Genomic DNA, 13,358 nt, shown 5'->3' on the forward strand with positions numbered 1-13,358 from the left:
CTGCCCCTTAAATTCCTCCGGACCTGAAACATCCGGCTCACACGGCGAGGACATTGTGGGGATAGACTCAAGCGGACCAACCACGGAGGAGCCACCCATGCAGCTTCGTCATGTCCTCGCCGCCGGCGCCATCACCCTTCTGGCCGGCCCCGCACTCGCCCTGCAGGCGGCGCAACCCCAGCCGCATCCAAACCAGGCGCCCATGAGCGCGTCGACCACGTCGTCGACCTCCGGCGAAGCGCCGTCATTCGATGACTTGGATAAAAACCACAAGGGGTCGCTCGGTCGTAGCGACATCCCCAAGGACGTCGACGCACTGAAGCAGTTGCGTGCACATTTCGGCGAGGCCGACGCGGACCACAACGGCCGCCTGTCGCCTGCCGAATACAACACCTATGTCGCCGCCAAACCGCCCGGTGCCGGCCAGCATTGATCGAACCTGAAGCCGGTGCGGGCACGTCGCACCGGCTCGATGGTTCGCCGCCGAGGACGACCAGGATTCCCGCCATCGACGTACCCCACCTGGACCGCCGTGCCCGCCGGCGCATTGCCCGCCGCTTCAGCACATTCAACCAGCGGCTTTACATCGGCTTCAAGCTTGCAGCCGATCCGGTATATGCGGCGGCGGCGCGCGTGCGTGGCAATAGCGCCCTGCCGCTGTTCGACATCGGTTGCGGCATCGGCCTGCTGGCGCACTACCTGCACGGCTGCGGCCTGCTCGACCGCTACATCGGTACCGACCACGACGCACGCAAGATCGAGGTCGGCAAGGTCGCGCTCGCCCGCGGCGGCATCGACCGGCGCGTGCAATTGCAACATGGTGATGCCGCGGACGCCCATGACCTGCAGGGCGACGTGGCCATGCTGGACGTGCTGCACTACCTGCCCCGCGAACGACAACCGGACCTGCTCTCGGCCGCCGCCTCGCTGGTGGCACCGGGTGGGGTACTGATCCTGCGCAATGTAGTCCGTGAACCCAACTGGCGGTTCCGCTTCACGGTATGGGAAGAACACATTCTCCGGGCCTCAGGCTGGATTCCCGGCGGTGCCCAGCACTACCCCCTTGCCGAGGAAATCCAGGCGCCCTTGCGCGACGCGGGGCTCCGCGTATCGATGCAGCCCCTGCGCGGCCGTACCCCGTTCAATAGCTACTTATTGGTCGGACGGCGTGCCTGAACGGGCCCAGGTCGCACGAGAAGTCCAAGCCTGATACACTTGTCCGGCTCGTAGACGCCCCCGACTCCCTTGCGGACTCATCGGCGAGGGACATTCCCCCGCCCGATCCCCCACCCCGGTTGCGCGCACGGCACCGGCCAGCCCCTCATTCGATGGGCGGCCGTGAAATCACCAGCTTGAGGCGCGGTATCAGGGAGCGCCCGGGCACATCAGGAGTTTTTCCATGTCCTTCGAGTCGCTGGGCCTTGCGCCCGCGCTTCTTCGTGCGTTGTCCGAACAGGGCTACACCGAACCTACCCCCATCCAGGCCGCGGCGATCCCGCTGGTGCTCGAGGGCGCCGACCTCATGGCCGCTGCCCAGACCGGCACCGGCAAGACGGCGGCCTTCGCATTGCCGCTGTTGCAACGCCTCTCCGATAAGACCCAGGGCGACGGCCGTCGTCCGGTGCGCGCGCTGGTACTCACGCCGACCCGCGAACTTGCCGCCCAGGTGCATGACAACGTGCGCGAGTACGGCCGCCACCTGCGCCTGTCTTCCACCGTCATCTTTGGCGGCGTGGGCATGGGCAACCAGCTCACGGCACTGCGCCGCGGCGTGGACATCATCGTGGCTACCCCAGGCCGCCTGATCGACCACATGCAGCAGCGTTCGGTGGATCTCTCCAAGATCGACGTGCTCGTGCTCGACGAAGCCGACCGCATGCTCGACATGGGCTTCCTGCCGGCGTTGAAGCGCATCCTCAACGCGCTGCCCAAGCAGAACCGGCAAACCCTGTTGTTCTCGGCCACCTTCGCGCCGGAGATCAAGGCGCTTGCTCGTGAATTCATGCGCAATCCGCGCGAGGTGTCGGTCACTCCCGCCAACTCGGTGGCCGCCCTGGTCACCCACCACGTGCACCCGGTGGACGCCGAAAGGAAGCGCGACCTGCTGCTGCACATCCTGTCGGTCGACAGCCGCCGCCAGACGCTGGTGTTCAGCCGTACCAAGCATGGCGCCGACAAGCTCGTTCGCCACCTGGAAGTCTCCGGCATCCGCGCCGCTGCCATTCACGGCAACAAGAGCCAGAACGCCCGCACCAAGGCCCTGTCGGATTTCAAATCCAACAAGATCACGGTGCTGGTGGCAACCGACATCGCCGCGCGTGGCATCGACATCGACCAGCTGCCGGTCGTGATCAACTACGACCTGCCGATGGTGGCCGAAGACTACGTGCACCGTATCGGCCGTACCGGCCGTGCCGGTTCCGACGGCCAGGCGATCTCGCTGGTCAGCCACGACGAAGCCGGCCTGCTGCGCGACATCCGTCGTTTGCTGAAAGACGAGCTCAACGTGAGCGACATGGCCGGCTTCGAGCCGTCCACGCCGCTGCGCACCGATGCAGCGGCACCTCGTCCGAAGCAGGCCCAGCGCCAGCCCCAGGGCCAGCGTCCACAGCGCAGCGGTTCGCGCGACGGCAAGCCGGGCCAGCGCCCACCGGCCACGCACCGTCCGCACGGCCATGTGAACAATGGTGGCGGCGAGCACGCCGCCGGCAACAAGCGCCGGCGCAACCGCCGTGGCGGCGCGGCCAGCAACAAGGCCTGAGCCAAGCCAACGATGCGAGATGGAGAAGGCCGCGAAAGCGGCCTTTTCCTTTCAAGTCGCCGCGGCCTAGTCGTCGCGCACTTTGGACGTGAGCACGTGGTCTTCCCACACGCCGTGGATCTTCAGGAATCCACGCGCCATGCCTTCGCGTTCGAAGCCCAGCGCCTGCAGCAATTGTCCGCTCCGCTCGTTGCGTGGCATGTAGTTGGCCATTACGCGGTGCAGGTCGAGTGGTCCAAAGGCATACTGCAGGCCAGCGCGCAGTGCCTCGGCCATCACGCCCTGCCCTTGCCATGCCGCGGCCAGCCCGTAACCCAGGTGCGCGGCCTGGAACACACCGCGAACGATATTGGCGAAAGTGAACGAGCCGATCATCTGGCCGCTATCGGGCTCGAAGATGACGAAAGGCCATGCAACACCTGCCCGCGATACGCTCGACCACTGCACGATCGAGGTGCGAGCGCCTTCCAGCGTGTAGTAACCGTCCTCGCGCAAGGGTTCCCATGGCGCCAGGTGCGCCCGGTTCTCGATGCGATAGGCATGCACGGCCCTGGCATCGGGGATGCGGGCCAGCCGGCATTCCGTGCGAGGCGTGCGCAGGACAGGCGTACTCATGTGCGCAAAGCCGATGCGTGGTGGCGCAGGTGGTCTTCGATGAAGCTAGAGATGAAGTAGTAGCTGTGATCGTAGGCTTCGTGGCGGCGAATGCGCAGGGGCTGTTCAGCCAACGCGCAAGCCGCTTCGAACAAACCGGGTTTCAGCTGGCTAGCAAGGAATGGGTCGGCCAGGCCCTGGTCGACGAGGATTTCGCCATCGAACCTCTGCTTCTTCACCAGCTCGCAGGCATCGAAGGCTTTCCACGCCTCGCGGTCGTCGCCGAGGTAACGCCCAAAAGCCTTTTCACCCCACGGAACCTGCGAGGGCGCCACGATCGGGGCGAACGCAGATAGCGAGCGATAACGCCCGGGATGGCGCAGCGCCGTGACCAGCGCGCCATGGCCGCCCATGGAGTGGCCGAAAATGCCACGGCGCGTCCGGTCAAGGGGAAAACCCTGCTCAACCAGGGTGGGCAGTTCGCGCGCCACATAGGAGCCCATGTTGAAGCGCGACGACCACGGTGCCTGCGTGGCATCGAGGTAGAAACCCGCGCCCTCGCCAAACTCCCAGTCGCCGGTGGCGCCCTCCAAGCCCGTGCCGCGGGGGCTGGTGTCTGGCATCACCAGTGCCAGCCCCAGTTCAGCCGCGACGCGCTGGGCGCCCGCCTTGATGGTGAAGGTCTCCTCCGTGCAAGTGAGCCCGGACAGCCAGTACACGACAGGTACCGGGCCATCGGCGGCCTGTGGCGGCAAGTACAGCGCGAACTTCATCGGACCACTGCAGACGGTCGATTCGTGTCGGTAAAACCCCTGGGTTCCGCCGAAACTGCGCTGTTCGGTTATGACCTCGATGCCTGTCATCGAACGACCTTTTCCCGTGAATGAATGCGAACCACTCGCGACCGGCAAGTCTACCCCACCGCATTGCAGCAAAAATTCTGCAGGCGGTGCCCGTGGCTGCTAGAATGCCCGCTTCGCCCCGCCGCAAAGGCCGTTGGCGCGTCCCATGTTCCCCGAGGTTCCCATGTCTTCCCCTGCTTCCGAAACCACCCCGGCCACGCCCGGGTTCAGCGCGCTCGCCCTCGAGCCGAACGTCGCCCGCGTGCTCACCGAAGTGGGTTACGAGACACCCTCGCCGATCCAGGCCGCGATCATCCCTTCGATGCTTGAGGGCCGGGATGTCCTGGGCCAGGCGCAGACGGGCACCGGCAAGACGGCCGCTTTCGCCCTGCCGATCCTCTCGCGCATCAACATTACCCATGGCAAGCCGCAGGCATTGGTGCTGGCACCCACGCGCGAACTGGCGATCCAGGTAGCCGAGGCTTTCCAGAAGTACGCCACCTACATACCCGGCTTCCAGGTGCTGCCGATCTACGGCGGCCAGAGCTACGGCCCGCAGCTGCATGGCCTGCGCCGCGGCGCGCACATCGTGGTGGGTACACCGGGCCGCGTGATCGACCACATGGACAAGGGCACGCTCGATCTTTCCGAGCTACGTTTCCTTGTGCTGGACGAAGCCGACGAAATGCTGCGCATGGGCTTCGTCGATGATGTCGAGAAAGTGCTTCAGGCTACGCCCGAGACGCGCCAGGTTGCGCTGTTCTCGGCCACCATGCCCTCGCAGATCCGGCGTATCGCGCAAAGGCACCTGAAAAACCCGGTCGAAGTCACGATCAAAACCAAGACCACCACCGCCGCCAATATCCGCCAGCGCTACTGGTGGGTCAGCGGCGTGCACAAGCTCGACGCACTCACCCGCATCCTTGAAGCCGAATCGTTCGACGCGATGATCATCTTCACGCGCACCAAGCAGGCCACCGAAGAGCTCGCCGAGAAACTGCAGGCGCGCGGATTCGCCGCCGCCGCGATCAACGGCGATATCGCCCAGCCGCAGCGCGAGCGCGTGATCGCCCAGTTGAAGGATGGCAAGCTCGATATCCTGGTGGCCACCGACGTCGCCGCCCGCGGGCTTGATGTCGAGCGCATCAGCCACGTGCTGAACTACGACATCCCCACCGACACCGAAAGCTACGTGCACCGCATCGGCCGCACCGGCCGCGCCGGGCGCAGCGGCGAAGCGATCCTCTTCGTGACCCCGCGCGAGCGCAACCTCCTGCGCGCAATCGAAAACGCCACCCGCCAGCCGATCGAACAGATGCAGCTGCCCACCGTGGAAGCGGTGAACGACCAGCGTATCGCCAAGTTCAAGACCCGTATCGGCGAGTCGCTGGCCACCGGCGGCCTGCAGTTGTTCCAGCAGCTGATCGAGCAGTACGAGCAGGAAAACAACGTGCCGGCAGTCGAGATCGCCGCTGCCCTGGCCCGCATCGCCCAGGGCGACCAGCCCCTGCTGCTGGAGCCTCCCGCACGCCGGGAATTCACCGAGCGTCCGCAGCGTACCGAGCGCACCGACCGACCGGACCGGCCGTCACGCGACGACCGCGCACGGCGAAGCGACCACGGCCGCGACGCTCCCCCCCGCCGGGAATTCGATTCCGCCGAACGCCGCCCGGCCCCAGCCCGCGCCATGCGCGAGCACGTCACCGAACACGGCAAGCGTACCTACCGCCTTGAAGTGGGCCACGACCACGGCGTAAAGCCCGGCAACATCGTCGGTGCAGTGGCCAACGAAGCCAATATCGACAGCCAGTTCATCGGCCGTCTTTCCATCCGCGGCCACTACAGCCTGATCGACCTCCCCGAGGGCATGCCCCCGGAAGTCTTCACCCACCTGAAAGCTGTCTGGGTGTCGGGCCAGAAACTGCAGATCGCCGAATGGAACGGGCAGGAAGAAGCTGGAAGCAGCGCGCCGCCTCCGCCGCCGCGTCGCTTCAGTGGCGACAAGCCGCACGGCAAGAAGCCGTACCTGGGCAAGAAGCCGCCGCGTCGGACTTGATTGCTGGTGGTTTGAACCTGGATGCGGATGCAGGAAAGTGCGGTCGCTTGATGGAGAGCGGTCGAAGTTCAGCTTCGACCCTTTCCTTTATCAGGGCACGCCGACGAAAGTATTGCAGCTGTTCGGATCGCCGCTAGCGAACCCCGCCTTGAACCATTTCACCCGCTGCGCCGAGGTGCCATGCGTGAACGAATCCGGCACCACGCGTCCCTGAGCCTGCTGTTGCAGAGCGTCGTCGCCAATGGCCGTTGCCGCTGTCATGGCCGATTCGATGTCCCCTGGCTCCAGCCATTTGTTGCGCTGCTGCCCCCGGTTGGCCCATACGCCGGCAAAACAATCCGCCTGCAATTCCTGCCGCACCGAAAGGCCATCGGCCCCCTCCATACGCGCGCCCGAGCGCCGCGCCTGCGCCACCTTGTCGAAGATGCCCAACTGTTCCTGCACATGGTGGCCTACCTCGTGGGCGATCACGTAAGCCCGGGCGAAATCGCCCGCCGCATGAAACCGGCTGCTGAGCTCATCGAAGAAATCCACGTCCAGGTAAACGACCTGGTCGCCCGGGCAATAGAACGGCCCCACCGCCGCCGACGCCGAACCGCACGCGGTATTCACGCTACCGCGGAATAGCGCCAGCTTCGGGTCGACATAAGTCTTCCCTTTCTCCTGGAATATCTGATGCCAGGTGTCTTCGGTATCGCCCAGGATCGCCCGCACGAAATCCTTCTGCTCCGGCGTGGCACTGGCCGCCCCCGGTTGCGGCGCCGCCCGCTGCTGGGTCTGCACCGGTGCACCACCCTGGTCGCCCTGCAAAAGCGCCGTCGGATCCTTGAAGAACACCAGCCCCAGGATGGCCAGGATCACGATCCCGCCCAGTCCCAGCCCACGCCCCCCGCCGAACCCGCCGCCGCCAAATCCCCGCCCACCGCCCCCGGATCCCACATCCTCGACGTTGTCGCTACGACGACCTTTCTGCCAGAGCATGGCCTTCTCCCCGTTCGGCCTTTCGGTAAGGCGCACGATAGCAGTGGCGGCGCTTTCGCGGGGTTGCCGGCTTCGCCGGGGGTGTGGCGCTGCCGCGGGGTGTCGGCGCTGCGCGCCGGGTCTTGCCCCCTGCCGGGGGACGCGTTCATTCTTTTTTGCTTGCCCAAAAAAGAACCGAACCAAGAAAAAAGGGCACCCCGGGTCGGGCTCGCCGCTGCGCGGCCGGGAGACGGGCCGGGGTCGGCTCAGCGCGCTCCCGGCGCGCGGAGCCGATGGCGGCATCCATGCCGCCACCCCTGCGGGGCCTTTTCCGGCCCGCCTCCCTCGATCCCTCCACGGGGCCCCGAAACGCTCGCACGGTGTCGGGCGCTGTGCGCTGCGCGCAGACGCTTCCTACGTTGCACCACTAATGTGCCATTACGCCATTACGCCATTAGGGGTCAGAGTCATAGTGATTGAGTGCGATGCCGACGAGACATCGCAATTGAGTGCAATGTCCTTCCTCTCTTCGAGGTCCGGTCCGCCATGTCGACGCTCACGCACTAGGACTCAGACCCCCAGTAACCAATTGCTCCAAACATTGGGGGGCGACGTAAGGGCCTACTGGCATCCGCGCGAAGCGCACAGCCACGGCGATCAGCCCTTCCGGGGCCCCGTGTGGAGGTGAGGGAGGGGGCGCGGAAAAGGCCCCGCAGGGGTGGAGGCATGGATGCCGACACCGGGTGCGCGCGCATGGAAGCGCGCTCACCCGGCCCCGCGATCCCTCCCGCGCCGAAGCGCCAAAGGCGCGCAGGCCACCGCAACCCGGGGTGCCCTTTTTCTTGGTTCGGTTCTTTTTGGGCAAGCAAAAAGAATGAACGCGTCCCCCGGCAGGGGGACAAGACCCGGCGCGCAGCGCCGGCACCCCGCGGCAGCGTCACACCCCCGGCGAAGCCGGCACCCCCCGCGAAGCGGACCTACACCCCGCGCGAAGCGCGGACCCGCTGCACGCGAGCCCCGTCCATGGCGACAACCTCGAACCGCCACGCGGCTACCGCAAACGCATCACCCGCTTCGGGCATGCGGCCCATGTGCTGCAACACGAACCCTGCCAGCGTGGAGAAGCTGTCGTCGGCGGTGAATTCGGTATCGAGCAGGTGGCCGACGCGGCGGAAGTCCAGGCTGCCATCGAACAGCCACGCGCCGTCGGATTCGCTGACGGCAGCCGGGTCGCCCTGGGCCTCGTCGGGGAATTCGCCGGCGATCGCTTCGAGCACATCGGCGGGAGTGGCGAGGCCGAGCACGCTGCCGTATTCGTCAACCACGATCGCCACCTGTAACGGTGAGCGGCGGAATTCGTCGATCAGGCGCAGCACGCTCAGCGATTCAAGCACGGTGATGGGCTTGCGCGCGATGACATCGACATCCACCCGGCCGTGCTCGGCCAGGCTTGCCATCAGGTCCCGGGACGAGGCCAGGCCGACCAGGGCGTCCAGGTCGCCGCGGGCCAGCGGGAGCCAGTGATGTGGCGATTGGCGGGCTTCGTCCCGAAGCGTCTGGACGTCTTCATCAGGATCGATCCAGACAATCGCCGTGCGCGGCGTCATGATCGAGCGTACCGGGCGCTGCGAGAGGTCAAGCACGCCCTGCACCATCGCCAGTTCGTCCTTGCCGAACACCGATTCGTTCCCGGCCTCAGGCTCGGTAGGCTTGCTGCGGGATGCATCTTCTTCATCGCCACCGAGCATCCGCAACACGGCCTTGGCAGCCCGCGCACGCATGCCGCGCACGCCGCCGGCGACGTTCTTCCGGCGGTTGCGGCGCATGGTCTGGTTGAAGGTCTCGATCATGATAGAGAAGCCGATCGCCGCGTACAGGTATCCCTTGGGGATGTGGAAGCCGAAGCCTTCGGCGACCAGGCTGAAGCCGATCATCAACAGGAAGCTCAGGCACAGGATCACCACCGTGGGCCGCGCGTTGACGAATTCCGTCAAAGGCTTGGACGCGGTGATCATCAGCAGCATCGCCACCACCACGCCAATCATCATGATCGACAGGTGATCGACCATGCCCACCGCGGTGATCACCGAGTCGAGCGAGAACACCGCGTCGAGCACGACGATCTGGACCACCACCAGCCAGAAGCTCGCAGGCTTCCCGCCGCGGCCATCGCCGTCGTCGCCCGCCTCCAGGCGCTCGTGCAGTTCCAGGGTGGCCTTGAACAACAGGAAAGCACCGCCAACCAACAGGATGATGTCCCGCCACGACAGGCCGAAGCCATGGATGTCGAACAGCGGCTGGGTGAGCGCAATCAGCCATGACATCACCGCCAGCAGGCCCAGGCGCATGACCAGGGCCATGCCCAGGCCCAGCAAGCGTGCCCGGTCGCGCAGTCCCGGTGGAAGCTTGTCGGCAAGGATGGCGACGAACACGAGGTTGTCGATACCCAGCACGATCTCCAGGACGATCAACGTCAGGAGGCCTGCCCAGGCCGAGGGGTCGGATAGCCAGTCGAAAACGAACATGGGTCGGCGGCAGGCGCCGGGATTCCTCCATTCAGGAACAGCCGATCATACACGGCTGCCGCAACACCCCTGCCGGAAGACGCCCTTGCGCCCAAGGCATAAGGGCGCCACCTTGCCGTAAACGCATAACGGAACAAAAAGCACGTGAGCCACGCCATCGATCTTCCCACCCCTGCCACTCAGCCGCCGCCGCGCTGGTGGGAAGCACTGGTGTTGATCGCGGTCTATTTCCTCCTGCAGTTGGCCGTGGGCGCCATCGTCGGCCAGTCGATCCTGGTCATCGACAACCTGATGCTGGACGCAGGTTCCGCGGGCCTGGCGCCGGCGCTGCGATTACCGACGGTGGTGGTGGTTACCCTGCTGCTGGCTACGGCGATGATCATGGCTTTGGTGCGCTGGCGCTGGAGCTCCTGGCTCGACGCCGGGCGCCTGCCGGGCCTGGGTTTCGTCCGCGCATCGGACCGGTTCCTGGTCACGGCAGCGGGACTGGGCTTCGTCGTACCCATCGTCGGCGGCATCCTGACCAGCTGGCTCGCACACGGCCAGGACCTGGGCCAGACCATCACCGAAATCGGCCGTGGCACGCCTTTCGGCGCCCGGGTGGTGCTGCTGCTGGTAGTGGTGAGCGTGGGCCCGATGGTTGAAGAAACCCTGTTCCGCGGGGTGTTCCTGGGCGCTCTCAGCCAGCACATGTCGTCGGCCTTCGCCATCACCGCCAGTGCCGCGCTGTTCGCCCTGGTCCACCTGCCGGACCTCCATGGCGCCGCTTACGCCCTGCCCAACCTGTTCCTGCTCGGCTGGGTGTGCGGGTGGCTACGCGTGCGCAGCGGATCGATCTGGCCGGCGGTGCTGGCGCACGGCGCGAACAACCTCATAGCCGCCGGTGCCTGGTTCGTCGCCATGCACTAGCGACAAGCCGTAAATGGGTCAGAGTCATTAAGTGGTGCGTTCGCACACTCGTCGATCCCAAAATGACTCTGACCCCTTATGGGGTTACCAGGCGCGCTCGAGGGCGGCGACGTGGCGTTCCAGGCGCGGGCCCAGGTAGCAGTGTGAGCCGCACGGCAAAAGGCCGGCATCGCCGAACTGCCGCAGGTACCAGGCCGGGGCTCGAGAGAAGAATCCGTCGTGGTCTCCGGCGACGTCGTCCTTGCTGGTGTAGAGCTCAAGGAAAGCGATGCCCTCGAGCATCTCACCGATGCCGGCCAGGCCCTTGCGGATCTCCGCCGGGCGCAGGTAGTGCAGTACATCGGTGCATACGATGAGGTCGAAACGATCATCGAAGCGCAGGTGTTCGAGCTGGCCGAAGGTAGCAAGGCCAATGCTGCGGCTGCGGCCGAACCGCTCCACCACGTAGGGACTGGCGTCCAGGCCGCGGTAATCGATACCAGGCCGCAACTTCCTGAGGACCGCCCGCCAGTTGCCTTCGCCGCAACCCACATCAAGCACATTGCGCAGGGGCCGGCCAAGGTAGTACTCGGCCTGCGCCACCACCATGGCCACCTTCCGCTGAAGCTCCGCACGCGATTGCACGCTATGGCGGGGATGGCGGTACCACTTGTCGAAGTAGCGGCGGTCGTACTGCTTGTCGGCCATGGGGCCCTCTTTGAATGTGCTGCGAACGCGCATGGTAGCGGCGTCTTGACCCGGGGCACACACGGCGCGTCCCACGATAGGCCTTCCCGCGACAAGGAGCCTGAATCCATGGCCATGATCCGCATCCGCTTTACCGGTAATCGCGAGGACGTCGATTCGCTGATCAATGTGCTGCACGGCATCGAGGGCATCGAGCATGTCGAGGAAGTGGACGACATGATGCCGGTGATGCGCGACGATTCCAGTTCATCTGAAAATTCCGACGACATGGGGGGTGGCAGCAGCACCTACTACCTTGAGGTGCAGGCGCCAAATCGCAGTCATGCCGACACCGTGCGCGAAGCGGCGGAGCTTTACGCGCGCCGGTCAGGCTCGGGAGTGGAGATCGTCGACGAATTCTGATGGGTAAAACGCGGCCGGTGAATGGCGACCGAACATGACCGGTTAACCAATCGCGGTGTCGCGCGTTTCCTTCTTAGCTTCCATGGAGAAGGACCCTCGCGTGACCCGACGCCACCTGATCGTTGCCCTGGCCCTCTTCCCCGTCGCCTGTGCGCAAGCCGCGCCGGTCGGGCGCGATGACATCACCTGGCTTTCGCGCGTGGGCTTCGGCGCCGATACCCAGACGCTTGAAACCTATCAGCGTGAAGGGCGCGAAGCCTTCCTCGAGGAACAATTGCGCGGCAGCGACACCTCGCTGCCGCCAGCCATCGATGCTTTCGTGCGCAGCCTGACCGTAACGAAGACCCCGCTGAAAGACCTGGCCGTGCAATTCCGTGACGCCCAGAAGGTGATCCGCGCGATGCCCGACGGACCCCAACAGGTACAGGCTCGCAAGGATCTTCGCCAGCGAGGCCAGGTGCTGGAGCAGGAAACCCGGGCCACCATCATGCTGCACGAGGTGTATGGCCGCGACCAGCTTCGCGAGCAGCTCACCTGGTTCTGGCTGAACCACTTCAGCGTATTCGGCGACAAGGCGCGCGTGCGCCTGTTTGTCGGCGACTACGCTGACCGGGTGATCCGTCCGAATGCCCTGGGCAAGTTCCGCGACCTGGTGATGGCGACCCTTACCAGCCCGGCCATGCTCGACTTCCTGGATAACTCCAAGAACGCCAGGGGCCACGTCAACGAGAACTATGCCCGCGAACTGATGGAGCTGCATACGCTGGGCGTGGACGGCGGATACACCCAGGCCGACGTACAGCAGATGGCGCTGGTGTTGACCGGCGTCGGCGTGAAGCTCGACGACACCGCGCGCAAGTTGCCGCCCAGGCTGTTGCCTTACTACCGTTACGAGAACCTGTTCGAATTCAACCCGGCGCGGCACGACTTCAGCGACAAGGTGCTGATGGGACGGCCGATCAAGGGCAGCGGTTTCGACGAAATCGAACACGCGGTCACCCAGCTCACGCGCACGCCCGCCTGCGCGAAATTCATCACGCGGAAGATCGCCGTGTACTTCGCCGGCGACAACCCACCGCCGGCCCTGCTGAACCGCCTGGCTGATACATTCCTGCGTACCGATGGGGATATCGCGCAGGTCATGCGCACCCTGTTCACCGCACCGGAGCTCAATGCGATGCCTCCGGTGAAATTCAAGGACCCGAACCGCTTCATTGCCTCGGCGCTGCGACTTACCCTTGATGGCAAGCCAGTGGTGAGCCCGATGCCGATACTGCGCTGGGCGCAACAGATGGCGCAGCCAACCTTTGGCCGTCTCACACCGGACGGCTGGTCGCTCGATGGTGGTGCATGGAGCAGTTCGGGCCAGTTGAGCCGCCGCTTCGAAATCGCCCGGGCGATCGGTGGCGGCGCACCGCAGCTGTTTGCACCCGAACCGCTACCGGGCGACAAGACACCACCGCCAAGGCTGCCACCGCCGGGTCTTAAGAATTCCCCGCTGGTCGCCGCCACCTTGATGCCATGGCTGTCTGAATCCACGAAGGCCACCCTGGCACAGGCGAAGTCGCCGGTGGAATGGAACACCTTCCTTTTGAGCAGCCCCGAGTTCAACCAGAGGTAGC

12 protein-coding genes are annotated in these 13,358 nt (G+C 65.4%); 7 read left to right on the top strand and 5 right to left on the bottom strand.

Features of this window, described 5'->3' with window-relative positions; translation table 11 throughout:
• The first annotated feature begins 97 nt into the window (after nt 1–97).
• From VGM61_RS10890 to VGM61_RS10900, 3 genes are all read left to right on the top strand, one after another.
• Complete coding sequence (locus VGM61_RS10890) at nt 98–433, top strand: EF-hand domain-containing protein (protein ID WP_331522832.1); 336 nt, start codon at nt 98–100, stop codon at nt 431–433.
• On the top strand, nt 430–1,176 hold the full coding sequence (locus tag VGM61_RS10895; protein WP_331522833.1) for a class I SAM-dependent methyltransferase: 747 nt from the start codon (nt 430–432) through the stop codon (nt 1,174–1,176). Before VGM61_RS10890 ends, VGM61_RS10895 begins: the two co-directional genes overlap by 4 nt.
• Nucleotides 1,177–1,399: 223 nt before the next feature.
• Nucleotides 1,400–2,761 carry a DEAD/DEAH box helicase gene (locus VGM61_RS10900; RefSeq protein WP_331522834.1) on the top strand — a complete coding sequence of 454 codons (1,362 nt, stop codon included), beginning with the start codon at nt 1,400–1,402 and terminating at the stop codon, nt 2,759–2,761.
• A 66-nt stretch (nt 2,762–2,827) separates the two neighbouring features.
• Here VGM61_RS10900 and VGM61_RS10905 read toward each other — a convergent pair whose 3' ends face one another.
• Together VGM61_RS10905 and fghA are read right to left on the bottom strand one after the other, a co-directional pair.
• Nucleotides 2,828–3,376 carry a GNAT family N-acetyltransferase gene (locus VGM61_RS10905; protein WP_331522835.1) on the bottom strand — a complete coding sequence of 183 codons (549 nt, stop codon included), beginning with the start codon at nt 3,374–3,376 and terminating at the stop codon, nt 2,828–2,830.
• Complete coding sequence (fghA, locus tag VGM61_RS10910) at nt 3,373–4,218, bottom strand: S-formylglutathione hydrolase (protein ID WP_331522836.1); 846 nt, start codon at nt 4,216–4,218, stop codon at nt 3,373–3,375. The genes VGM61_RS10905 and fghA overlap by 4 nt, the downstream gene beginning before the upstream one ends.
• 163 nt (nt 4,219–4,381) lie before the next feature.
• Here fghA and VGM61_RS10915 point away from each other — a divergent pair, with 163 nt between their 5' ends.
• Complete coding sequence (locus VGM61_RS10915; RefSeq protein WP_331522837.1) at nt 4,382–6,253, top strand: DEAD/DEAH box helicase; 1,872 nt, start codon at nt 4,382–4,384, stop codon at nt 6,251–6,253.
• Between the two features lie 90 nt (nt 6,254–6,343).
• On the opposite strand, the gene ypfJ is transcribed toward VGM61_RS10915, so the two are convergent.
• Nucleotides 6,344–7,234: a KPN_02809 family neutral zinc metallopeptidase gene (gene ypfJ, locus VGM61_RS10920; RefSeq protein WP_331522838.1), complete on the bottom strand. Its 891-nt coding sequence runs from the start codon at nt 7,232–7,234 to the stop codon at nt 6,344–6,346.
• A gap of 956 nt (nt 7,235–8,190) precedes the next feature.
• Nucleotides 8,191–9,738 carry a TerC family protein gene (locus VGM61_RS10925; RefSeq protein WP_331522839.1) on the bottom strand — a complete coding sequence of 516 codons (1,548 nt, stop codon included), beginning with the start codon at nt 9,736–9,738 and terminating at the stop codon, nt 8,191–8,193.
• A 144-nt stretch (nt 9,739–9,882) separates the two neighbouring features.
• Here VGM61_RS10925 and VGM61_RS10930 point away from each other — a divergent pair, with 144 nt between their 5' ends.
• A complete protein-coding gene (locus VGM61_RS10930) occupies nt 9,883–10,647 on the top strand; it encodes a type II CAAX endopeptidase family protein (RefSeq protein WP_331522840.1) in 765 nt (254 codons plus the stop codon).
• A gap of 84 nt (nt 10,648–10,731) precedes the next feature.
• Here the strand turns inward: VGM61_RS10930 and VGM61_RS10935 are convergent, their stop codons facing one another.
• Nucleotides 10,732–11,334: a class I SAM-dependent methyltransferase gene (locus VGM61_RS10935; RefSeq protein ID WP_331522842.1), complete on the bottom strand. Its 603-nt coding sequence runs from the start codon at nt 11,332–11,334 to the stop codon at nt 10,732–10,734.
• 108 nt (nt 11,335–11,442) lie between these two features.
• Between VGM61_RS10935 and VGM61_RS10940 the strand changes: the two genes are divergently transcribed.
• Nucleotides 11,443–11,736, top strand: coding sequence for a hypothetical protein (locus VGM61_RS10940; RefSeq protein WP_331522843.1), 294 nt, complete (start codon nt 11,443–11,445; stop codon nt 11,734–11,736).
• 100 nt (nt 11,737–11,836) lie between these two features.
• On the top strand, nt 11,837–13,357 hold the full coding sequence (locus VGM61_RS10945; protein ID WP_331522844.1) for a DUF1800 domain-containing protein: 1,521 nt from the start codon (nt 11,837–11,839) through the stop codon (nt 13,355–13,357).
• Nucleotide 13,358: the final 1 nt, after the last annotated feature.

The organism is Pinirhizobacter sp., assembly GCF_036499745.1.
GTDB lineage: Bacteria > Pseudomonadota > Gammaproteobacteria > Xanthomonadales > Rhodanobacteraceae > Pinirhizobacter.